Below are 22,954 nucleotides of genomic sequence, written 5' to 3' on the forward strand. Positions count from 1 at the left end.
ACGCTGGCCGCGGCCGCCTCGCGCGATGCAGGAGCTGTGCAGAAATGAAGCCGTTCAAGCACTACCGGGCAGCCGGCGCGATCGCGCTGCTCGTCGCCTCGCGCCTGGTCCTGGCGGCGCCCCCGGCGCCGCCGCCGGGCGCGCCGGCCGTCGACAATCCCGATTCGAGGATCCGCATCCAGCTCGTGTCGCGCGATCAGGTGGACATCTCGAGCGAAGTGGCGGCCAAGATCGCCTCCCTGCCGTTCCGCGACGGCGATTCGTTCCGCGCCGGGCAGACGCTCGTCACGCTCGACTGCTCGCTGTACAACGCGCAGCTGCGCAAGGCGCAGGCCGACGCGGACGGCGCGCGCGACCTGCTCGACACCAACCGCAAGCTCCTCGCGCTGCATTCGATCGGCGCGCTCGAGGTGCAGCAGGCGCAGGCCAAGCAGAAGGCCAGCGCGGCCGAGGTGGCCTATATGTCGGCCACCGTCCGCAAGTGCGCGATCGCCGCGCCGTTCGACGGCCGCGTGTCCAAGCGCAGCGCCTCGCCGCAGCAGTTCGCCGAACCGGGCAAGCCGCTGCTCACCGTGGTGGACACCAGCCACCTCGAGCTGAAGATGATCGTGCCGTCGAAATGGCTCGCCTGGCTGCGTCCGGGCCACGCGCTGAGCGTGCAGGTGGACGAAGTCGGCAAGACCTACCCGGCCAAGGTGGCGCGGATCGGCGCGCGCGTCGACCCCGTCACGCAGACGGTGGACGTGACGGCGGCGTTGAATGCCGGCGCGCCCGACCTGCTGCCGGGTATGAGCGGGTGGGCGACTTTCGCGCGGTGATGCAATGACGGCAAACCGTACGGCGGACGAGGCGGCTCAACCCCGCATCGACGGCCAGCAGCTCGCGCTGCTCTGGCAACTGTCGGCGCGCGCTCGCGCGGCCGCGACCGAAACCACGCTCGGCTTCACGATCGTCAACGAGACGCTCGCGCTGGTGCCCTACCGGCAGGCCGCGTGGTGGCGCGGCGACACGCCGGGCCACGTGGCCGCGTTGTCGGGCCTGCCTCAGAGCGATCCGAACGCACCCTACGTGCAATGGCTCGGCCAGCTTTGCAAGGCGCTCGCGCGCGGCCTGCAGAGCGCCCCGCCCGAGGACGCCGCGGCGCGCGTGGAAGGCCAGGGCGCTCCGGTGCTGCCGGCGCGGCCGCGCGTGCACACCTTCACCGCCGCCGACCTGCGCGCCGACGCGCCGCACGTGGTGGAGGAATGGGCCGCGTGGTGGCCCGAGCACGGCGCGTGGCTGCCGCTGACCGATCGGGCCGGCCGCGCCGTGGGCGGCGTGGTGTTCGCGCGCGACGGGATCTGGAGCGCCACCGACACCGCGCTGCTGACCGAGCTCGGCCAGGTGTGGGCGCACGCGTTCGAGTCGTTCGCGCCCCGCGCCTCGTGGCGCGAGCGTGCCCGGGTCTTGCTGAAGCCCGGCCGCCAGCAGCGCCGCGTGCTGATCGGCCTGGCGGTGGCGTGCGTGATCCCGGTACGGCTCACGGTGCTCGCGCCGGCCGAGGTCACGCCGAAGGATCCGTTCGTGGTGCGCGCGCCGCTCGACGGCGTGATCGACCGCCTGTACGTGCGTCCGAATCAGGTCGTGCAGCAGGGCACGCCGCTGCTCGCGCTCGACGCCACCACGCTGCAGTCGCGCTACGCCGTGGCCCGCAAGGATTTCGACACGGCCCAGGAGGAACTCCGGCAGACGGCGCAGCTCGCGGTGACCGACGACAAGAACCGCCTCGACATGGCCGAGCGCCAGGGCAAGCTCGACCAGAGCCGCGTCGAGCTCGACTACACCGCGCGCCAGCTCGCGCGCGTGAACGTCACCGCGCAGCGCGCCGGCGTGGCGATCTTCAGCGATCCAAACGAATGGACCGGCAAGGCGGTGGCCGTCGGGGAGAAGATCCTGCTGCTGGCCAATCCCGCGCACGTGGAAGTGACCGCGTGGCTGCCGGTGGCCGACAACATCGACGTGAAGCCCGGCACCACGCTGACGCTGTATCCGAAGAGTTCGCCGCTGGCGAGCTACGACGCGCGCGTCGACACCGTGGCCTGGCGCGCCGAGCCGACGCCCGAGGGCGTGCTCGCCTACCGCGTGCGCGCCACGCTCGATGCGGGCGACGCGCATGCGCCGCTCGGCGCGATGGGCACCGCACGGATCCGCGGGCCGTGGGTACCCGCGATCTACTACCTGCTGCGCCGTCCGCTGACGCTGGCCCGCCAGTGGCTGGGCTGGTGAAACACGACGACCCGCACGACGCTTTCGCACCATGCACCGACTCCCGCAACTGCGCCAGGAACTGACGCTCTCGGCCGGCCCCGTGACGCCCGACGGCGCGCCGACCTGGATGCTGCACGATCCTGCCGCGAACCGCTTCTTCCAGATCGGCTGGCCCGCGTTCGAGCTGCTCTCGCGCTGGGCGCTCGACGACGCGAACGCGATCGTCGAGGCCGTGAACCGCGACACCACCCTCACCGTCACGCTCGACGACATGGAGGCGCTGCTGCGCACGCTGCGCCAGGAGAACCTGCTGGTTGCCATGAGCGCCGCGGACACCGCACGGCTCGATGCCCACGAGGCGGCGCAGCATACCTCGCGCGCCATGTGGCTGCTCAAGCACTACCTGATGATCCGGATTCCGATCTGGCATCCGATGTCGTTCCTGCGCGCCACGCACCGCTACGTCGCGTTCGCGTTCCGGCCGGCGTTCTGGTACGTGGTCACGGCGGTGGCTCTGCTCGGCCTGTTCCTCGCGTCGCGGCGCTGGGACGAATTCCTGCACACCTTCCACAACTACGCCGACTGGCGCGGCCTGGTGGGCGTGGGCATCGCGCTCGGCTTCGCCAAGGTGCTGCACGAGTTCGCGCATGCCTACACGGCGCAGCGCCACGGCTGCCGCGTGCCCACCATGGGCGTGGCGTTGCTGGTGATGGTGCCGGTGCTGTACACCGACACCACCGAGGCCTGGAAGGTGCCCGAGCGGCGCCGCCGGCTGTGGATCGGCGCGGCCGGCATGCTCAGCGAGGTGGCGCTCGCCGCGTTCTCCACGCTGGCGTGGACGCTGCTGCCCGACGGGCCGCTGCGCGCCGGCGCGTTCCTGCTCGCCACCACCACCTGGGTGGCCACGCTCGGCATCAACGCGAGCCCCTTCATGCGCTTCGACGGCTATTTCCTGCTGTCGGACTGGCTCGACATGCCGAACCTGCACGATCGCGCGTTCGCGCTCGGCCGCTGGTGGCTGCGCGAACGCCTGTTCGGCTTCGGCGACCCGCAGCCCGAACCGTGCAGCGCCGAGCGCCGCCGCTTCCTGATCGCGTTCTCGTTCGCCACCTGGCTGTACCGGCTGACCGTGTTCATGTCGATCGCGCTGGTGGTGTATCACGCGTTCTTCAAGCTGCTCGGCATGGTGCTGTTCTGCGTGGAATTCGGCTGGTTCATCATGCGCCCGGTGTGGCGCGAGGCGCAGCACTGCTGGGCGCGCCGCGACGCGCTGCACTGGCGCCGCGAAACCCGACGCAGCGCGTTGCTGGGCGCGGCGCTGCTGGCATTCTTCGTGCTGCCGTGGCATGCCGGCGTGAGCGCGCCGGCCGTGCTCACGCCGCTGCGCGCCCAGGGGCTCTATACGGTCGAGCCCGGCTACCTGGCCGCGAACCCGGAGCCGGTGCGCGACGGGCGCAAGGTACGCGCCGGCGACACGCTCGCAGTGCTGGTGTCGCCCGATCTCGACGCGAAGCTGGCCAGCGCCAGCGCCGAGGAGGCGCGGCTGCGCTGGGAAGTCGAGCAGCAATCGTTCGACGATCGCCTGCAGCAGCAGGGCACGGCGTTGCAACGCCGCTGGGAGTCGGCGCGGCAGACGGTGGCGGGGCTGCGTGCCGAGATCGCGCGACTGACGATCCGCGCGCCGTTCGACGGCACCGTGCAGGCCAACGACGACGCGCAAGCGCCGGGCACCTGGCTGCCGCGCGGCGAGCGGCTCTACGACATCGTGGCGCCCGGCGGCGTGAAGGGCGACGCCTACGTGGGCGAGCACGACGTGGAGCGCCTCGCGGCCGGACAGACGGCCGTGTTCGTGTCGGACGTGCCCGAACTCGCGGCGCGCCGTTGCCGCATCGCCGCGATCGACAAGGTCAACGTGGCCACGCTCGACGAGCCTACCGTGGCCAGCACGTACGGCGGCCCGATCCCCGCCGAGCAGGATCCGAAGACGCACCAGCTGGTGCCGCTGCAAGCCACCTGGCAGGTGCGCTTCGACGCGTGCAGCAGCGGCGACGGGCCGGGACGCGAGGTGCCCGGCACGGCGCAGCTCGGCGCCGGCCGCGAAAGCTACCTGGGCCGCGGCCTGCGGTTCGTCGCCGCGGTATTGCAACGCGAACTGGGCTTCTGACGCGTTGAGGAGCCTGCCGAGCGAGGCGCGACCGTTTGCGTATTGCCGGTGTCGTCAGGTTCGGCGCGGCGCGGCATGCGTCGTGCTCCGAGACGCCCTTCGCGAGGTTGGGTGCGGCCGCGTATCTGCGCGGGAAAGTGCGCGGATCGTCCTAGAGCGAAGCCGGTGAAGACACGCCGTTACCGGCGTGTTCTCTTCCAGGAACCGTACGTGCGAGTTTCCCCGCATATGGCTCAAGCCCCCGCGAAACCGCACGGGCGTGCAACCGGTCCGCTCGGCTTCAAACGAACCTGCGCTTCGGTCGAAATCGTTGTTCCGCGCAAAAGCACGGAGGGCGCAGACATCGTCTCGGTGCCCTCTCACGCTCTGCCTCGAAGAACTCGCCGCACGAAAGGAAGATGAAGCGCGGGGCAACCGCGTGCCGGCGCGACTTCCTCCGGCACGCGGCTTTACAGGCTGCGCCGCTTCGTAAGCCGCCGCTCCACCAGCCAGTCCAGCAACTTCCGCCCATCCCGCTCGCCGAACCATTGCGCGTGGCCGATCAGGTAACCGTCGTATGCGACGTCGACGATCTCCGGCGCAGCGACGATACAGCCGAAATACGCGACTTCCGACAGCGCGAACTCCGTATGCACGATCGGCAGCATCGCGACGAGCGCCGCATACGCGTCGTCGCTCAACGGCGCAATCGACTCGTAACCGTCGAGCAGCGCGCCGATCTGATCGTATTCGACGCGGCGTGCAGCGGCCGGCGCCAGCCAGTCGATCGCATTGCGCTCGATCGCGAGCGCGAGGTCCATCACCGCGCAGGTGCGATCCGCCAATCCGAAGTCGAGCACCGTGCGCACCAGCGCGCCCGGTGCGGCGTCGGTCCACAGCAGATTCGACGCATGCCAGTCGCCGTGCGTCCACAGCGGCGGCAGCGCGCCCAGCAGCGGCACGAGGCGCGCGTGATACGGGCCGATCCACTTCGCGACATCGCCGCGCCAGTCGCGCGTGCCGAGCGCGCGCGTCAACAGCGGCTGCGCGTCGACCCAGCGTGCGAGCGCGCCGGTCAGATCCGCGCACGACAACACGCGAAAACTCGACAGCAGCGTGCGCACGGGCCGCGCCGGCGCATCGTAGCCGGCCGACGCGCGATGCAGTTCGGCCAGCGCGCGGCCGGCCGCATACGCATGCGACGGATGCGCGAACGGCTTCCACGACATCACGCCGCGATACGCGTCCACGCCCGGCGCGAGCGCATGCACTTCGTAGGTCCATTCGCCCGACGCGAACGCGCTCGCGCCGTCGCGCGCCGCCAGCACGTCCGCGACCGGCACGCCGCGCGCCCGCAGATGGGCGATGAAGCGATGCTCTTCGGCGAGCGCCGCGACGTCGCGCAGGCTCGCGTGATGGCGCTTGACGAACAGTGCGCGCTCGCTGGTGGTGTGGACCAGCACGGCCGCCGAGAACGGTCGCGGGCTGTGCCAGGCGAGCCGCGCCGGTGCGCCGGCGCCGTCGATGCGCGCGAGCACGCCGGCGACTTCGTCGAGCGTCATCAGCGGCCAGTCGCGCTCGGCCTGCTCGCCGTCGACGCCGAATTGCGGCGGCGCGACGTCATGCGTATCGGCTTCACCGCGCACTGCACGCGCGTCCGGCTCGAGAGGAAATGTCATGAACGACGTTGCTCCGTGAGGTGTCAGGCGGCCGGGCTCGTCGCCGCATGCAATGCGTCGGCCGAGCGACGCCAGTCGCGCCAGCCGATCACGGCGAGCGCGATGAACAGCGCATAGAGCCCGGCGGTCAGATACAGCGCCTTGAACACGAACATCCCGACGTACACGACGTTCACGACGATCCACAGCCCCCACGACGCGATGTAGCGTCGCGCGGTCCAGTACTGCGCGACGAGGCTGAACGCGGTCAGCGACGCATCGACGAACGGCAGCGCCGCATCGGTCCAGCGCGCCATCATTCCGCCGAGCAGCGCGCTGCCGACGACCGCCGCGATCAGGTCGGGCAACATCTGCCGCGGCCGCACGCCGGTCACGGGCGCGACGTCGCCGGCCGGCGCAGCGCCCGCGCTGCCGGCGTCCAGCTCACGCTGCGCGATCCAGCGGCGCCAGCCGTACACCTGCAGCACCGCGAACGCGCCCTGCAGCAGCATGTCGGAATAGAGCTTCGCGTCGAAGAAGATCCAGCCGTACAGCGCGACCGACGCGAGGCCGACCGGCCAGCACAGCATGCGCCGCTTCGCGGTCAACCAGATCGCCAGCGCGCTGACGATCACGCCGGCGATTTCGAGTGGGGACATCGTCTGTGCTCTCCTGGGTAACGGCCGGCGGCGCGCGTCATGCCGCGCACACCGGACGATCAGAAATCATAGGTCAACGATACGCGCGCGGTACGCGGCGCGCCCGGGAACAGGTACGCGTCGCCCTGCTGCTCGCCCGCGTCGCGCCAGTAGAACTTGTTGAACAGGTTGTCGACCGACACGCGTAGCACCGTGCGATGGCCGCCGATCTTCGTCGTATAGCGCGCGCCGAGATTGAACACGAACCACGACGGCACGCGCGCGGTGCCCTCTTCGTTCGCGTTGCGGCCGGCGCTGTACTCGACGCCGCCGAGCAGGTTCAGCCCCGCGACGTGCGGCACAGCGTAGTCCGCATACAGCGACGCGCGCAGCGCCGGCACGTTGATGATCTGGTGCCCCTCGTACGCCGGCGAGCCGGAATCGTAGGCACGCGCGCGAATCGCCGCGACGCTCGCGCTCAGCGCCATGCGCTCGGTCAGCCGGCCGGTCGCACCCAGCTCGATCCCCTGGTGCCGTTGCGTGCCGCGTTGCACGAACGTGTAGCTCGCGCCCGATGCGTCGGGGTCCGCGAACTGGAACGGCTTGCTGATCGAGAACACGGCGGCCATGATGCTCATCCGATCGAGCCAGTCGTATTTCGCGCCGAGTTCGAATTGATGCGACTCGACCGGCGGCAGGAACGCATACGCGTTGGTCGCGCGCACCGGCGCCTGATCGCCGAGCGACAGCGCCTTGCTGTACGACGCATACAGCGACAACGCCGTTACCGGCTTGTAGACGAGCGCGACCTGCGGCAGGAACACCGAGCGATCGGTATGCGTCGCATCGCCGTCGATGCTGTCCCAGCTGCGCTGGCGCAGCAGCACTTCCTTGCCGCCCGCCAGCAGCTGCCAGTGCTCGCCGAGGCTGATGCGATCCAGCCCGAACACGCCGTATTGCCACGCGTCGAGCCGCGGATACGACGGCCCCGGCGTGTTGGGCGACGGCGGGAACGCGACGTCCGGCCCGTAGACGTTCTCGCTGCCCACGTAGTCGTACACGGCATCGGCCATATGCACGACGCGACGCTGCACGCTGATGCCGAGCGTCAGCTCGTGGCGCAGCGGGCCGGTCGCGAACTTGCCGGTGGTGACCGCACGCAGGTCGTCGTTGCGGCGGTATTCGCCCGGGCTGCGGAAGTCGTACACGTCGTAGTCGCCGTTCGCGCCGAAGAAGAACGGCGAGGTCGCGCCGCCCGCGCAGCTCGCCGCGTAAGAGCAGCCGTACGGGAACGCGCTGTTGTCGTCGATCATCGTGCGGCTGCGGCCGGCCGCGACGTAGGCTTTCCAGTCGTCGCTGAACTGGTAGTCGAAGCGCGCGTTCAGGTTCAGCGCGTCGGTCGTCACGGGCTTCGCCCACGGCTGCGTGCCGAGCGCCTTCGAGGTCGTCTTGACCGACGGCACGACCGTGCCGCCGAGCAGTTGGTAGCCGGGCGCCGAGCGCTGGATCCACTGCTGGAATTCCGCATTGAGCTGAAGGCTCGCACGCGGGCTGATGTCCCAGTCGGCGGCGATCGAGCCGAACGTGCGCCGTCCGTTCGTGTCGTCGACGTAGGAGTGCATATTCTCCTTCGCCGCATTGATCCGGAAGCCGAACTGATGATCGGCGCCGAAGCGGCGGCCGAGATCCACGGCCGCCGACGTCGAGCCACGGCTGTCGACACCGGCCGTCACGCTCGCGACGTCGGCCGCGCGCTTCGTCACGAAGTTGATCACGCCGCCCGGCGCGACCACGCCGCTGTCGATGCCGGCGAGCCCCTTCAGGATCTCGACGCGCTCCTTGTTCTCGAGCGGCACGTTCTGTTCGCCGGACACCGTCAGGCCGTCGATCCGGATCGCGCTCGCGAGATCGACCGGAAAGCCGCGAATCGCGAAGCCCTCGAAGTAGCCGACCGGCGCATAGTCGTTGACCACCGACGCGTCGTTGCGCAGCACGTCCGACAGGCGCTTCGCCTGCTGATCGTCGATCAGCGCGCGCGTCACGACACTGACCGACGCGGGCGTATCGCGCAGCGGCGCATCGTCGAGGCCGGCGACCGACGCTTCGCGCGCGCGCAGCGCGCTGCCGCGCTCGCCGCTGACCGTGATCGCCGGCAGCGTCGCGCCGCCGGCCGCATCGGCATCCGAAGCCGGTCGCGCGTCGCCCGGCGCGGCCGCGGCCTGCGCCGCGAAAAGCGTGATGCCGAGGCCCACGCCCAAGCCGACCTTCGTGCGCCGCCGCCGTGCGGTCAACGCGATTGTTCTATTCACCGTCATCGTTCTGGATGGAAAACTTGCCGCTCGTTCCTGTCGAAACGCGCTGAACCTGGGAAACACGAAGCGCACGCCGCCGCGACGGTGCCGGACAGACGCCGTGCGCGTGCTCGACCCGCCGTGCGTCGGACGCGCCGCGCGATCGGGCCGCGTGCGGGCCGATCGGTCGGGATAGCGCAGGTTGGGGCATCTGAGCCGCTGACGCGCCGGGCGCCGGCCTGGCCGCCGATCGGTGGATCGGCGGCGCAGCGGGCGGCCGGCGGCTTCGCGCGGGCGTGTCGTGCGGGGAACGCTTCGAACGCCGCGGCGGGCCTGTGTGCGCCGTTCGTCGGAACGGCGGGATGCCCGTCGCGCGCGGCATCGCGGCGCGGCGCGCATTTTACCGCGGGCACGGGAACGGGTCGGGGAATGGGGTGAAGCGCGCGCAGCGCGCCGGGCAGGTGAAGCGGGACGACGCGATTGAAGCGAGGAGAACGCCTAGAGCGAAGGACGCGCCGCAGCGGCGCTCGCCGGGCAACGTGCAACGCCCGGGCGAACCGCGAAACGCGCGCGACGACTCGCGCGCGTTTCGGCCATCGTTCAGAACCCCTGCATCGTCGCGGTCGGATCGGCGACCAGATGAACGACGCCGTAGATCACCGCGCCGACCAGCACGGCGAGCACGATCGCGACGAACGGCAGCAGCGTGAAATTGACGTTCGCGAGGTCGGACGCGTGCGACTTGCTGTTGCGCACGCCGAAGAAACTCCACAGAACCAGACGGATCATGCTGAACAGTTTCATGATGTTGCTCCTTTGTTCGATCGGTTGACGCTATCGTCGGTCCGACAGGTCTCCGGAAAAAGAAGCAGTTGCGCGCGGTTTTAGCGCAGCACGCGTCGTGCGACGGCGTGTCGCAGCGTTGCCGCGTGTGCGTCAACGGTCGAGCACGAGCGGCTCGCCGGCCCGCGCGGCCGGCTGCGCGACGCACAGCAGCGCGCAGCCGGGTTCGACCGCTGCGTCGTATGCGTGCAGGTAGTCGACCGCGCCGGACAGCACACGCGTCGCGCAGGTCCCGCACGAGCCGGCGCGGCAATCCGACGGCACCGTCACGCCGCGGCTTTCGGCGAATTCGAGCAGCGTGCCGTCGGCGGGCGTCCATTCGGCGTCGCGCGCCGAGCGCCGAAACACCACGGGCACGCTCGCCGCCGGCGACGTGCGCTCGCCCCGGTGCGCCGTGCGCACGACGCTCGACGGCCCGAACGCCTCGAAACGGATCCGCTCGTCCGCGACGTTCAGCGCGCGCAGCCCGTCGTACAGCTCGCGCATGAAGGCGGCCGGCCCGCACAGGTAGAAGTCGTAGTCGTCGAACGGCAGGATGCGCTTGAGCTGCGCGACGTCGACGCGGCCCGCGCCGTCGCGCTGCGCGCGGCTGTCGAAGCAGTGCAGCGACACACGTGCGTCGGCGTGTGCGAGACGCGCGAGCTCGGCGGCGAACGGCCGGTCGGCCGCGTCGCGCGCACCGTGCACGAACACCACGCGGCGCGACGCGCTGTCGTCGGCCAGCGCGCGTCGCAGCATCGCCATCATCGGCGTGATGCCGATGCCGGCCGACACCAGCACGGCCGGTCGCGGGCTCGCGACGTCGAACGTGAAGCGGCCGCGCGGCATCTGCGCGTCGAGCGTCATGCCGGCGCGCGCGTGGTCGTGCAGCCACGCCGACACGCGCCCTTCCCGCTTCACGGTGATCCGGTAATGGGCGGCGCCGGGCGCATCCGACAGCGTGTAGCTGCGGATCGCCGGCGCATCGCCGCCCGGCAGCGCGACGCGCAGCGTCAGATGCTGACCGGCTTCGTATGCGGGCAGCGCGCCGCCGTCCGCCGCCTCGAAATGAAACGAGCGCATCGCGCGCGCTTCGTCGACGATCTTCGCGACGCGCAGCGCGCGCCAGCCGGACGCCGACGGCGCGGCGGATGCGGGCGTCGGCACATGCGACGCCGCCGTTTGCGAAGCCGTCGCGGCCGGCGCTCGCGTCGCCGCCGCAAACTGCGGCGCCCGCTCGACGGGCGACCAGCGCAACGGCAGCACGCGACGCGTGCGCCGCACTTCGCGCACCCGAAAACGCACGACGCGCTGCGCGCCGTCGAACGACGCGACGAGCGGCCCGTCCCACACGATCTCCGCGTCGGCGGCGACGTACAGCAGGTCGCCGCTGTCGAAGTCGACGAACAGCAGGCCCGCGCGCGGATCGAGCTGCAGATTGCCGAGCGTGTTGAAGAAGCGGTTGCCGCTGAAATCGGGCGTGGTCAGCGTGTGGGCGTCGTCGACGCGCACGAAGCCCGGCATCCCGCCGCGATGCGACACGTCGGCGCCGCGCGCGGGGCCGGCCGCCGCCGCCGTGTTCGCGCTCGCGACGAAGAACGTATCGGCCTGCGCGAGCAGCACGCGATCGGCGTCGCTCAGCCGGTCCGACACCTCGGGCGCCGCATCAGCCGCGGACCGCTCGCCCTCACGCGGCACGCGCACCGGCTTGCGCGCCTGGATGTACTTCGCGCAATTGCCGAAGCTCTGGTCGACCGCAACCGTCAGCGCACCGCCGTCGACCGCGCGCACGACGCCGTTCACGCGATTGCGCCGACGCGTATCGAACTCGATGCCGAGCCCGCCGAACGGCACGCCGGGCCGCCACGTGCCGGCGAGCGGATCGCCGGGCAACGCATCGCCGTCGATGCGCAGCGTGCGCGGGTCCGGCGCCGTCACGAAGCCCGGCATGCCGACCCGCAGCGTCGCCCACGGCTGGCCGTGCGCATCGACGCCGCCGAGCACGAACAACGGCAGCTGCGCAAAGAAGGCCCGGTGCTGGTCCGGCATGAAGCGGCGAATGCCGCGCCGGCCGCCCGCACCGGCGGCCTCGGTCACGCCGGCACGCTGCTGCACGGCGAGCTCGCCCGCATGAAACGGCGGCACCTCGAGTTCCCAGCCCGGTACGGCGGCGCTCGGCGCGATCATCTCGTTCTCCCGGTGGTTACGCGTGTCGATCCGCCGCGCGTCACGCGGCGAGCAAGCCGGCGCGCGTCGCCGGCATCCCGACGAAACCCGGCAGCGCCTCGACGCGCGCGAGCCACGCGCGCACGTGCGGATACGGCTCGAGCGACACGCCGCCTTCCGGCGCGTGCGCGATGTACGTGTACGCGGCGACGTCGGCGATCGTCGGCTGCGCGCCGGCCGCGAACGGCTTGCCGGCCAGCTCGCCGTCGATCGCGGCGAGCACCTTCGCGGCGGTGCGCTTGGCCGCGTCGTGGTCGAGCGTCGCGTTGAACACGGTGACGAGCCGCGCGGCCGCCGGCCCCGACGCGATCGGTCCCGCTGCGTACGACAGCCAGCGCTGCACGGTGGCCGCGCCGAGCGCGTCGTCCGGCAGCCAGTGGGCGTCGCCATAGCGCTTCGCGAGATAGACGAGGATCGCGTTCGAATCGGCCAGCACGATGCCGTCGTCGTCGATCACCGGCACCTGGCCGAGCGGATTGAGCGCGAGGAACGCGGGCTCACGCTGCGCGCCGCCGGCCAGATCGACGTCGATCGTGTCGAACGGCACGCCGAGCAGCGACAGGAACAGGCGAACGCGGTGCGCATGCCCGGACAGCGGGAACGAATAGACGCGAACCGGACGGGCAGGCTGGTTGGCAGCAGACATGGCAAGGCTCCTGGATCTCGCGCCGCCGGAATTCGGCGACGAACGGCCCCAGCGTAACGTGCGCCGTTGCTGCGCAGAAGACGGATAATCGCGGAAACATCATCCTCTTTCATAGGACAATCGACGATGGCCGATCTGCGCGACGTGAACCTGAACCGGCTGGCGATCTTCGTCGCGGTGGTCGATGCCGGCTCGCTGACGGCCGCCGCCGAGCGGCTCGGGCTGGCGAAGACGGTCGTCAGCACGCACATGCAGCGGCTCGAATCCGAGGTCGGCGCGAACCTGCTGGTGCGCACCACGCGGCGCCTGAGCGTGACCGACGCGGGGCGTGCGTTCTACGATGCGTGCCGCGACATCCTGCGTGCGGCGGAAGCCGCGCTCGACGCCGCGTCGTCCGACGCGGGGCCGCTGCGCGGCACGCTGCGCGTGAGCGTGCCGGTCGACTACGGCGCGCTGGTGGTCGCGCCGGCGATCGTCGCGTTGCGCGACGCGCATCCGGCGCTCGACGTCGAGCTGATCGCGAACGACCGGGTCGTCGATCTCATCGCGGACAACCTCGACGTCGCGATCCGCATCGGCCGGCTCGCCGATTCGAACTACCGCGCGGTGCAGCTCGGCGAATACGAGAAATGGCTGGTGGCGAGCCCCGCGTTCGTCGCGCGCTACGGGCTGCCGCGCGATCCGGACGCGCTCGCCGCGCTGCCGTTCGTGATGCTGTCGACGCTGCCGCGCCCGCATACGCTCGAACTCGACCATGCGCGCGGCGCTCACGCGTCGGTGCGCTGCGTCGCGCCGGTCGTCTCGAACACCGCGACCGCGTGCCGCGCGATCGCGCTCGCGGGCGGCGGCTTCGGGCTCCTGACGGATTTCTCGATCGCGGACGACGTGGCGGCCGGCCGGCTGGTGCGGCTGTTGCCCGCGTGGCGCTCGGCGCGGGCCGGGATCCACGCGGTGTATCCGTCGACGCGCATGCCGTCGCGGAAAGTGCGCGCGTTCGTCGACGCGATGAAAGCGTGCATCGGAACCGCACGGCCAACCGCACCGGCGCGCGCGACGGCGTCGAAACGCGCGGCGCGGCGCGCGCCCGGAGCGGCTTAGTCACGCGGCCGCGCGCCGGTCGGGCAAGTCGGAAAATTTGAAAGTCGGCGCCTCGCGCGCCTGCTGGCCGGCCGCTACCCGTCTTGCCGCAACGTGCCCAGCAGCACCTTCCGGCAACTCGCGACCATCTGCGCCTCGGGATCGCGATGGCCGGTGAGCAGCCACGCCGCGCCGACGTTGGTCATCGCGCCGACCAGCGCAAGCCCGACGAGCCGCTGTTCGATGCGTTCGGCGGGCGTCGCGGCCTCGGGCGTCGCGCCGATCTCCATGATCAGCTTGCCGAAATCGAGCAGCATCCGCTGGTAGGTCGCGTCGGTTTCTGCGCTCACGCCCATCACTTCAAGCAGCAGCACGCGCGCCGCACACGGGTCGCGCAGGTAGCCGAAGAACGCCGCAAGCCCCGCGTCGACGCGCGCGTCGAGGTCGCCGCCGCGCGCCGCCACCGCGCGCGCGACCGCGCCGTGCAGTTGCTGCGCGTGATGCAGGTAGGTCGCGCGCAGCAGCGCCTCGGCGCTGTCGAACGCGGCGTAGAAGTAGCGATCGTTGAGCTTCGCCTCCTGGCAGATCGACCGCACGGTCGCCTTGCGGAACCCCACCGTGCCGAACACCTGCGTCGCGGCGCGCAGCAGCGCGTCGCGCCGCCCGGCCGCCCGGACTTCGTGCGCCACGCCGCCGTAAGCGCGGCCCCGCTTTGGCGTTTCGAGGGCTTTCTCCATTTCGCTGTTTGACATCGGGACGCCCGAAAACTAAGGTGGTGACGAACAACACCACAATAAGCGTGCCGCGGACGCAGCGCAAGCGGAACGGGAGGAAGACGCATGAAGGGATTTTCCGGCAAGGTCGCCGCGATCACCGGCGCCGGTTCGGGCATGGGCCGCAGCCTCGCGGTCGAGCTGGCGCGGCGCGGCTGCGCGGTCGCGCTCGCCGACGTGAACGACGTCGGGCTCGCGGCCACGGCCGCCGCGTGCGCGCAATACGGCGTGCGCACCAGCACGCGGCGGCTCGACGTCGCGGACCGCGACGCGGTGTTCGCATGGGCGGCGTTCGTGCGGGCCGAGCACGGCAAGGTCAATCTGATCTTCAACAACGCGGGCGTATCGCTGGCCGCGAGCGCGGAAACCGCGCGCATCGACGATCTCGAATGGATCGTCGGCGTCAATTTCTGGGGCGTCGTGCATGGCACGCAGGCGTTCCTGCCGCATCTGCGCGCGTCGGGCGACGGACACGTCGTCAACACGTCGAGCCTGTTCGGGCTCGTCGCGATGCCGACGCAGAGCGCGTACAACGCGACGAAGTTCGCGGTGCGCGGCTTCACCGAAGCGCTGCGGATGGAGTTCGAACTCGACGGCGCGCCGGTCAGCGCGACCTGCGTGCATCCGGGCGGCGTCGCGACCGGCATCGTCGACGCGAGCCGCGTCGACACCAGCATCCACGCGCTCACCGGGCAGGACGAAGCGACCCACCGCCGCCAGGCGAACCGCCTGATCGACGCGACGACCGCCGACGACGCCGCGCGGCAGATCCTCGCGGGCGTCGAGCGCAATGCGCGCCGCGTGCTGGTCGGCGCCGATGCGCGCCGCCTCGACAAGATCGCGCGCCTGCTCGGCGCCGGCTATCAGCGGCTCGTCCTGCGCCACGTGCGCCGCGCCCGCGCGCGCAATCTCGCGCGGGCGCACGGGCCGGCCGCGCTGCCCACGTCACCGACCAAGGACCCCGCATGAGCTCGACCACCACCGACCAGCGCGACGCGCGCCGCGATCCCGGCGAGAGCCGCGACCTCGACGTGTTGATCGTCGGCGCCGGGCTGTCCGGCATCGGCGCGGCCTGTCACCTGAAAAAGCGTTGCCCGCATGCGAGCGTGGCGATCGTCGAGGCGCGCGACGCGATCGGCGGCACCTGGGACCTGTTCCGCTATCCGGGCGTGCGCTCGGATTCCGACATGTTCACGCTCGGCTACAGCTTCCGCCCGTGGCACAGCGACAACGCGATCTCGGACGGCCAGACGATCCTCGACTACATTCGCGACACGGCGCGCGCGTATGGCATCGACAGGACGATCCGCTTCGGCCAGAAGGTCGTCGCGGCCGACTGGGATTCGGCCAGCGCGCGCTGGACGGTGCGCGTCGAGCGCAGCGGCGGCGGCGCGGCCGACGCGCTCGTCTATACGTGCCGCTTCCTCTACATGTGCAGCGGCTATTACGACTACGACGGCGGCTACCTGCCCGACTGGCCCGGCATGGAATCGTTCGGAGGCCGGATCGTGCATCCGCAGCAATGGCCGAAGGACCTGTCGTACGCGAACCGGCGCGTGGTGGTGATCGGCAGCGGCGCGACGGCCGTCACGCTGGTGCCCGCGATGGCGGCCGAGGCGAAGCACGTGACGATGCTGCAGCGCTCGCCGACCTACATCGTGTCGCTGCCCGCGCGCGACCGGATCGCCAACGCGTTGCGCCGCGTGCTGCCGTCGCGGTTCGCGCACCGGCTGGTGCGGATCAAGAACGTGCTGCTGACGATGTACCTCTACAACGTGTCGCGCCGCAAGCCCGAACGCACGAAGCGGTTCATCATCCGCGCCGCGAGCCGGCAGCTCGGCCCCGGCTTCGACGTCGCGAAGCACCTGACGCCGCGCTACATGCCGTGGGACCAGCGCGTGTGCCTCGTGCCGAACGGCGACCTGTTCAAGTCGATCCGCACGGGCCGCGCGTCGATCGTCACCGACGAGATCGAACGCTTCACGCCGACCGGCCTGCAGCTCAAGAGCGGCCAGCGGCTCGACGCCGACGTGATCGTCACCGCGACCGGGCTGAAGGTGAAGATGCTCGGCGGCGCGCGCGTCACGGTGGACGGCCGCCCGGTCGACCTCGCGCAGACGGTGTCCTACAAGGGCATGATGTACAGCGACGTCCCGAACCTCGCGTCGTCGTTCGGCTACACGAACGCGTCGTGGACGCTGAAGGCCGAGCTGATCGCGCGCTACGTCTGCCGGCTGCTGAACCACATGCGCGCGCACGGCTACGACACCTGCGTGCCGCGGCTCGGCGCCGGCGAGCTCGGCGACGTGCCGGCCGTGAACCTGAGCTCCGGCTACATCCAGCGCGCGGCCGGCATACTGCCGAAGCAGGGCCATCGCAAGCCGTGGAAGTTTCACCAGAACTACGTGCTCGATCTCGCATCGCTGAAGTTCAGCGGGCTCGCCGACTCGGCGATGCGCTTCGAACGCCGCGCGCAAACCGGCCCGGCCGCCGCGCCGGCTGCCGACCCCGTACTCGAAACCCGTTGAGGCCGACATGACCCACACGCTGCATCTGATCCTGAACGTGCTGCTCGGCGTCGTCGCCGTGCTCGTCGCGCTCGCGTTGTTCTCCGCCTACGTCGCGCACCGCGTGACGCGCGCGTTTCCGCCCGAAGGGCGTTTCGTCGACATCGACGGCGATCGCCTCCACTACGTCGAGTACGGCAGCGGCCCGCCGCTCGTGTTCGTGCACGGGCTCGCCGGGCAATGGCGCAATTTTGCGTATCTGCCGCTCACGCGACTCGCGCAGCAGCATCGCGTGATCCTCGTCGATCGGCCGGGCGCCGGCCGCTCGCTGCGCGGCGCCGGCTCGCAGGCGAACGTGTTCGCGCAGGCGCGCACCATCGCGGCGTTCATGGAAGCGCTGAAGCTCGAGCGGCCCGTGCTCGTCGGCCACTCGCTCGGCGGCGCGATCGCGCTCGCGGTCGGGCTCAACCATCCGGAGCACGTGAGCCGGCTCGCGCTGATCGCGCCGCTGTCGCACGAACTGAGCGCGCCGCCCGGGCCGTTCAAGCCGCTGATGCTGCCGTCGCCGCTGGTGCGCCGCTTCGTGTCGTGGACCTTCGCGATCCCGATGACCATCCTGACCGGGCGCAAGGCCGTCGCGCACGTGTTCGCGCCCGACGCGGTGCCGGACGACTTCGCGGTGAAGGGCGGCGGGTTGCTCGGGCTGCGCCCGCACGTGTTCTATGCGACCGCGACGGACCTGTTGTCCGCGCCGGTCGACCTGCCGGCGATGGAGCGCCGCTATGCGGACCTCACGGTGCCCGTCGACGTGCTGTACGGCCACGCCGATCCGATCCTCGACTGGCGCACGCATGGCGAAGCGCTCGCGCAGAAGTCGCCCCGCGTGCGGCTGAAGGTCGTGGAAGGCGGGCATATGCTGCCCGTCACGATCCCGGACGCGACGGCGGACTGGTTGCTCGAAGTCGCCGCGGCGCCCGTCGATGCGGGTGCAGCGCGCGCGCACGTCGAGCACTGATCGCGTTGGGCGGCGCCGCGGCGGGCGTGAAGCCGCGGGCCGCTCGCGCGAGTCGGCACGGCTCGGCCGCGGTCATGAACCGCGCCGCGCGTCGCGCGCGGTGACGCCGCGGCGGCGCATGCGCGCCCGCGGCCCGCTTCGGCGACGCGGCTCAGGCTTCGTCGTCGGGCAATGACAATCCAAGCTCGGCGATGACCTCGCGCGCGCTGCGAAACGCCTCCACTGCGGCCGGCGCGCCCGCGTAGAGCGCGCTGTGCAGCAGCACCTCGCGGATCTCGACGAGGCTCGCGCCGTTGTTGAGCGCGCCGCGCACGTGGCCCCTCAGCTCCGTGCTGCGGCCGAGCGCCGCGAGCATCGCGCACGTGCAGAGGCTGCGCGTCTTCAGGTCGATGCCGCCGCGTTGCCACGTGCTGCCCCACGCGTGCTCGTTCAGCCAGTTCTGCAGCGGACGCGAAAAACCGTCGAGATCGCGCATCGCGCGTTCGACGAAAGCGTCGCCCATCACCGCCGCGCGGCGCGCCTTGCCCTGCTCCCTGTCCTGTTCGCTCATGTCGATGTCCTGTTCGAAGTGGGCCGCTTCGGCGTCGCCTGCGGCCTGGTGGGTTTCCGGTGGGTTTCGCGTGATGTTCGCGGCGTACGGGCGTTTCGTCAAAGGCGTCGCGGATCGCGCCGGCCGGGCACGCGCGACGGCGGGCAGGGCGCTACGTAACATCCGGCCCGGCGTTACGGCGACTGGCGGGAACACCGCGGCGGGCGATGCGTGCAGCACGCGGCGCCGTCTCGCGGAAACCTGCCTTCCCCCGTTTAAATCACCGCAATCTTCCCGATTCCCGCAACAAAGCGCGCATGGATCGCGCACAACATGTCGTGGCGCGGAATTTGCAGTGTTGGCTCGGACACAACTTCCAATGTCGAGGCCAACATGCATCATTACTTCAAGAAAACGACGGTGGCGCTGGCCGCCTTGTCGGTCGTCACGCTGTATGGCTGCGGATCGGTCGACGGGCCGGTGACGCCGTCGATCAAGCCGAGCACGTCGGGGACGTCCGGGACGTCCGGGACGTCGGGCGGCGGTTCGTCGGGTACGTCGGGCGGCGGTAGCTCGGGCACTTCGGGTACTTCCGGCACTTCGGGTACCTCGGGTACCTCGGGTACCTCGGGTACCTCGGGTACTTCGGGTACTTCGGGTACTTCGGGTACTTCGGGCACTTCGGGCACTTCCGGCACTTCGGGCACTTCGGGCACTTCGGGCACTTCGGGCACTTCGGGCACTTCGGGCACTTCCGGCACTTCCGGCACTTCGGGCACTTCCGGCACTTCGGGCACTTCGGGCACTTCGGGTACTTCGGGTACTTCGGGTACTTCGGGTACTTCGGGTACTTCGGGTACTTCGGGTACTTCGGGTACTTCCGGCACTTCGGGCACCGCCACCACCCCGCTCGGCAACGTCCTTCAGCAAACCGGCACGCTGGTCACCGCACTCGGCACCACCGTCGCGAACGGCGGCTCGCAGATCGGCGGCGTGCAAGTGCCCGGCACGAACCCGACGACGGCCGCCAGCGTCGGCAACGCGGTCACGAGCCTCGGCAACGGCGTGCAGTCGCTCGGCAGCGGCATCGCGGCGGGCCTCGGCTCGATCGGCGTGTCGCCGAACCCGCTCGGCCCGACGCTCACGTCGACCACCGGCCTGCTGACCGGCGCGGGCGGCGCGGTCAACAATCTCGGCAACGCGGTGACGAGCCTCGGCAGCGGTCCGCTGTCGCCGCTCGCGCCGGCGACGACGCTGGTCGGCAGCCTCGTCAACACGGTCGGCACCGCGGTGAACTCCACCGCGTCGGCGTTGAACACGGCGCTGAGCAGCGCACCGGTCCAGCAGCTCGAAACGCAGCTCGGCAGCGTGATCAATCCGATCACCAACACGCTGACCGGCGGTGCCACGACGCCCGGCGCCACGCAGACGCTCGGCGGCGCGACGCTGCTCGGCGCCCCGCTCAACGGGCTGCTCGGCACACTCGGCAGCGGCCTGGGCCTCGCGGGCTCGCAGATCGGCAGCACGACCGGCAACCCCGTCGGCGCGAGCACCGGCAATACCGTCGCGCAGCTCGGCAACACGGTGGCATCGGCCGGCGGCCTGCTGTACGGCGGCAGCGGCAGTTCCAGCAGCGGCACGAACCCGCTCGCGCCGATCACCGGCCTGCTCGGCACGTTGACGGGCGGGCTCGGCGGCGGCAGCAGTTCGAGCGGCTCGGGCGGCACCAGCGGAACGAGCGGGACGAGTGGAACGAGCGGCACCAACCCGCTCGCCCCGATCACCGCGCTGCTCGGCACCGTGACGGGCACGCTCGGCGGCATCGGTTCGAGCGGTACGGGTGGTACCAGCGGCACCGGCGGCAACGGTGGCGCGGGCGTCGGCGGCTTGCTGGCGCCGGTCACGGGCCTCGTGAACGCGCTGACGCCGCTCGGCGCCAGCCTCACCGGCACGGTGACGACGCCCGGCGGCGGCGTGACCGGCAACCTCGGCGGCGCGCTGACGAGCGGCCCGGTCGGCACGCTGACGGGTTCGTTGACGTCGCCGACCGGTGCGCTCGGCGCTGTCGGCACGGCGAGCCCGGGCGGCGCGGTCGGGACGGTGACGACGCCGTCCGGCAGCGGCACCGTGACGGCCGGCCTGTCCGGCAGTTCGGGCAGCACCGCGGGCGGCGCGACCAACCTGCTCGCGCCGGTGACGAACCTGCTCGGCGGTCTGCTCGGCGCCACCGCGCCGAAGAAGTAACGCTTCACCCATCAGAACGACAGGCCAGTGGCCGGGCCCATTCCGATACGGAGCCCGGCCGACGGCCGGCGTCATCCGCCAAGCGGGGACGCCGGCCCACCTCCCGACGAGGATCCGATCATGAATTCCACCATCGACGGCATTGCAGCAGTCCACGATCGTCCGCCGCGCTCCGCCACGCCGTTTCGCGCCGGGCTGCTCGGCATCGCGGCCGGGCTGGTCGCGCTGTGGGTCACGCGCGACCAGCCGGCGCTCGACGCGGCGACCCGCGCCGTGATCGCGAGCGTCGCGATCATCGGCACGATCGCGCTGCACGAAATCTTCGTCTCGCGCGTGTATCTGCGCCCGAGCGCCGGGCTGTCGCGGCAGGCACTGCGCCCGCTGGGGCTCGCGCGCGTCGCGACGCGCCTCGGCGCGCTCACGTCGATCTACGCGGGCATCGGCGCGATCTACTGGCTGCTCCCCGAATATCACGGCGCGTTCTATCTGCCGTTCTGGTCGCTGCTGCGCTCGCTGGCGCCCTATGTGATCGTCGCGGCGCCGTTCTACTTCGCGTGGATGGACCGCCACCAGCGCGACACCGACGACGCCTACCTGCTGTGGGGCCGCTATCTGTTGCGTCGCGAGCAGCCGGCGAGCTGGCAGCCCGTGCGCGAGATGCTCGCCGGCTGGGGCGTGAAGGCGTTCTTCCTGCCGCTGATGACCGTGTACCTGTCGAAGGACGCCGATCACCTGAGCGCATCGCTCGCGAACGCGCTGCACGCACCGATGACGCTCGCGACCTTCGTGTTCCTGTACGACCTGTCGTTCACGATGGACCTGATGTTCGGCACCGTCGGCTACCTGTGCACGTTCCGCATTCTCGACAGCCACGTTCGCACCGTCGAGCCGACCACGCTCGGCTGGGGCGCCGCGCTGATCTGCTATCAGCCGTTCTGGTCGCTGATCTCGAACAACTACATCCGCTACGAAGGCTCGCTGTTCTGGGACAACTGGCTGCTGTCCGCGCCGACGCTGCGCGTGATCTGGGGCGGCGCGATCATCTTGTTGCTGATGACCTACGCGCTGTCGACGATCTCGTTCGGGCTGCGGTTCTCGAATCTCACGAACCGCGGGATCATCACGTCGGGCCCGTACCGGTTCACGAAGCATCCGGCCTACATCACGAAGAACCTGTCGTACTGGATGGTATCGGTGCCGTTCGTCGAGCCGCTCGGCTGGCAGGTCGCGCTGATGCACTGTGCGGGGCTCGTCGCGGTGAACCTGATCTACTACACGCGCGCGAAGACGGAAGAACGGCATCTGATGCGCGATCCGGACTATCGCGCGTATGCGGAATGGATCGCGCAGCACGGGTTGTTTGCGCGGATGCGGCACGCGTTGGGTATGCGCGCGGCGGTGTGAGGCCGTGTAACGCGGCGGCGATCGTCGGTTCGATGAGCGGCGCGCATCCGCGCTTCGCGCCGGCGCGCCCCGAACGCGCACCGGTGCGATAATCCGTCGAACCCACGCGACGACGCCGCGCCCCTACACCGCCAACCCACCCGCCGATGGCCGACGAACCCCGAACCGATCGCGCGCACCGCGTCGACATCATCGCGCTGTGCGGCAGCCTGCGCGCCCAATCGCACAACGCAGCGCTGCTCGATGCGGCGGCCCGCGTCGCACCGCACGGGATGCGCATCGTGCGCTTCGAACGGCTCGGCGAGTTTCCACTGTTCAATCCGGATATCAAATCTCCGACGCCGCCCGCGGTGCACGACTTGATCGAACGGCTGAACGCGGCGCACGGCGTGCTGATCGCGAGCCCGGAATACGCGCACGGCGTGACGGGCGTGATGAAGAACGCGCTGGACTGGATCGTCGGATGCGAGGCGGTCGTGTACAAGCCGGTCGCGGTACTGAACGCGTCGCCGCGCGCGACGCACGCGGACGCGGCGCTGCGGGAAACGCTGGCGGTGATGTCCGCATGCATCGTCGAGCGCGCGTCGATCGCGCTACCGATCCTCGGCAGCGGGCTCGATGCGGCCGGTATCGCCGCGCATCCGCACTTCGCGCCGGCGCTGACCGATGCGCTGCTCGCACTGCGCGCGACGATCGACGCGCAGACGCCGAGCCGCTAGCGAAGCACCGCAACG

The 22,954-nt window shown here is 70.8% G+C and carries 18 protein-coding genes; 10 read left to right on the forward strand and 8 right to left on the reverse strand.

Annotated features, from left to right (window positions below; all coding sequences use genetic code 11):
• Positions 1-44: 44 nt before the first annotated feature.
• The 3 genes from C3Y15_RS24330 to C3Y15_RS24340 are packed head-to-tail and all read left to right on the forward strand — an operon-like array spanning position 45 to position 4,411.
• Positions 45-818, forward strand: coding sequence for an efflux RND transporter periplasmic adaptor subunit (locus C3Y15_RS24330; RefSeq protein ID WP_069239971.1), 774 nt, complete (start codon positions 45-47; stop codon positions 816-818).
• Between the two features lie 4 nt (positions 819-822).
• On the forward strand, positions 823-2,265 hold the full coding sequence (locus C3Y15_RS24335; protein ID WP_014724524.1) for an HlyD family efflux transporter periplasmic adaptor subunit: 1,443 nt from the start codon (positions 823-825) through the stop codon (positions 2,263-2,265).
• Positions 2,266-2,296: 31 nt separating this feature from the next.
• Positions 2,297-4,411, forward strand: coding sequence for an HlyD family efflux transporter periplasmic adaptor subunit (locus tag C3Y15_RS24340; protein WP_124259901.1), 2,115 nt, complete (start codon positions 2,297-2,299; stop codon positions 4,409-4,411).
• Positions 4,412-4,860: 449 nt separating this feature from the next.
• Here C3Y15_RS24340 and C3Y15_RS24345 read toward each other — a convergent pair whose 3' ends face one another.
• The 6 genes from C3Y15_RS24345 to C3Y15_RS24370 form a co-directional block, all read right to left on the reverse strand.
• Positions 4,861-6,069 (reverse strand): phosphotransferase, encoded by a 1,209-nt coding sequence (locus C3Y15_RS24345; RefSeq protein WP_059605440.1) that lies wholly within the window; start codon positions 6,067-6,069, stop codon positions 4,861-4,863.
• Between the two features lie 23 nt (positions 6,070-6,092).
• Positions 6,093-6,707, reverse strand: coding sequence for a nicotinamide riboside transporter PnuC (pnuC, locus tag C3Y15_RS24350; RefSeq protein ID WP_011881438.1), 615 nt, complete (start codon positions 6,705-6,707; stop codon positions 6,093-6,095).
• A 59-nt stretch (positions 6,708-6,766) separates the two neighbouring features.
• Positions 6,767-9,001 carry a TonB-dependent siderophore receptor gene (locus tag C3Y15_RS24355; RefSeq protein WP_069246556.1) on the reverse strand — a complete coding sequence of 745 codons (2,235 nt, stop codon included), beginning with the start codon at positions 8,999-9,001 and terminating at the stop codon, positions 6,767-6,769.
• Positions 9,002-9,577: 576 nt separating this feature from the next.
• Positions 9,578-9,781 carry a DUF2970 domain-containing protein gene (locus C3Y15_RS24360; protein WP_011881436.1) on the reverse strand — a complete coding sequence of 68 codons (204 nt, stop codon included), beginning with the start codon at positions 9,779-9,781 and terminating at the stop codon, positions 9,578-9,580.
• 132 nt (positions 9,782-9,913) lie between these two features.
• The gene (locus C3Y15_RS24365; RefSeq protein ID WP_069246557.1) at positions 9,914-11,986 is read right to left on the reverse strand and encodes a pyridoxamine 5'-phosphate oxidase family protein; all 2,073 of its coding nucleotides are present in this window, start codon (positions 11,984-11,986) and stop codon (positions 9,914-9,916) included.
• A gap of 40 nt (positions 11,987-12,026) precedes the next feature.
• Complete coding sequence (locus C3Y15_RS24370) at positions 12,027-12,671, reverse strand: glutathione S-transferase (protein ID WP_011881434.1); 645 nt, start codon at positions 12,669-12,671, stop codon at positions 12,027-12,029.
• Positions 12,672-12,797: 126 nt separating this feature from the next.
• Here C3Y15_RS24370 and C3Y15_RS24375 point away from each other — a divergent pair, with 126 nt between their 5' ends.
• Positions 12,798-13,769: a LysR family transcriptional regulator gene (locus C3Y15_RS24375; protein WP_059567501.1), complete on the forward strand. Its 972-nt coding sequence runs from the start codon at positions 12,798-12,800 to the stop codon at positions 13,767-13,769.
• Between the two features lie 74 nt (positions 13,770-13,843).
• Here C3Y15_RS24375 and C3Y15_RS24380 read toward each other — a convergent pair whose 3' ends face one another.
• A complete protein-coding gene (locus C3Y15_RS24380) occupies positions 13,844-14,500 on the reverse strand; it encodes a TetR/AcrR family transcriptional regulator (RefSeq protein ID WP_045578235.1) in 657 nt (218 codons plus the stop codon).
• A gap of 87 nt (positions 14,501-14,587) precedes the next feature.
• Between C3Y15_RS24380 and C3Y15_RS24385 the strand changes: the two genes are divergently transcribed.
• The 3 genes from C3Y15_RS24385 to C3Y15_RS24395 are packed head-to-tail and all read left to right on the forward strand — an operon-like array spanning position 14,588 to position 18,043.
• Positions 14,588-15,490, forward strand: a complete 903-nt coding sequence (locus C3Y15_RS24385; protein ID WP_059567503.1) for an SDR family NAD(P)-dependent oxidoreductase — start codon at positions 14,588-14,590, stop codon at positions 15,488-15,490.
• A complete protein-coding gene (locus tag C3Y15_RS24390) occupies positions 15,487-17,049 on the forward strand; it encodes an NAD(P)/FAD-dependent oxidoreductase (protein ID WP_059567505.1) in 1,563 nt (520 codons plus the stop codon). Before C3Y15_RS24385 ends, C3Y15_RS24390 begins: the two co-directional genes overlap by 4 nt.
• 7 nt (positions 17,050-17,056) lie before the next feature.
• Positions 17,057-18,043 (forward strand): alpha/beta hydrolase, encoded by a 987-nt coding sequence (locus C3Y15_RS24395; RefSeq protein ID WP_034194920.1) that lies wholly within the window; start codon positions 17,057-17,059, stop codon positions 18,041-18,043.
• 151 nt (positions 18,044-18,194) lie between these two features.
• Here C3Y15_RS24395 and C3Y15_RS24400 read toward each other — a convergent pair whose 3' ends face one another.
• A complete protein-coding gene (locus tag C3Y15_RS24400; protein WP_059462085.1) occupies positions 18,195-18,593 on the reverse strand; it encodes a carboxymuconolactone decarboxylase family protein in 399 nt (132 codons plus the stop codon).
• 372 nt (positions 18,594-18,965) lie between these two features.
• Between C3Y15_RS24400 and C3Y15_RS24405 the strand changes: the two genes are divergently transcribed.
• The 3 genes from C3Y15_RS24405 (at position 18,966) to C3Y15_RS24415 (ending at position 22,939) form a co-directional block, all read left to right on the forward strand.
• On the forward strand, positions 18,966-20,816 hold the full coding sequence (locus tag C3Y15_RS24405) for a collagen-like triple helix repeat-containing protein (RefSeq protein WP_124259902.1): 1,851 nt from the start codon (positions 18,966-18,968) through the stop codon (positions 20,814-20,816).
• Between the two features lie 120 nt (positions 20,817-20,936).
• A complete protein-coding gene (locus C3Y15_RS24410) occupies positions 20,937-22,220 on the forward strand; it encodes an isoprenylcysteine carboxylmethyltransferase family protein (protein WP_069246558.1) in 1,284 nt (427 codons plus the stop codon).
• Positions 22,221-22,366: 146 nt separating this feature from the next.
• Positions 22,367-22,939, forward strand: a complete 573-nt coding sequence (locus C3Y15_RS24415; RefSeq protein ID WP_045578240.1) for an NADPH-dependent FMN reductase — start codon at positions 22,367-22,369, stop codon at positions 22,937-22,939.
• Positions 22,940-22,954: the final 15 nt, after the last annotated feature.

The organism is Burkholderia sp. B10 (genome assembly GCF_004368385.1).
GTDB lineage: Bacteria > Pseudomonadota > Gammaproteobacteria > Burkholderiales > Burkholderiaceae > Burkholderia > Burkholderia vietnamiensis.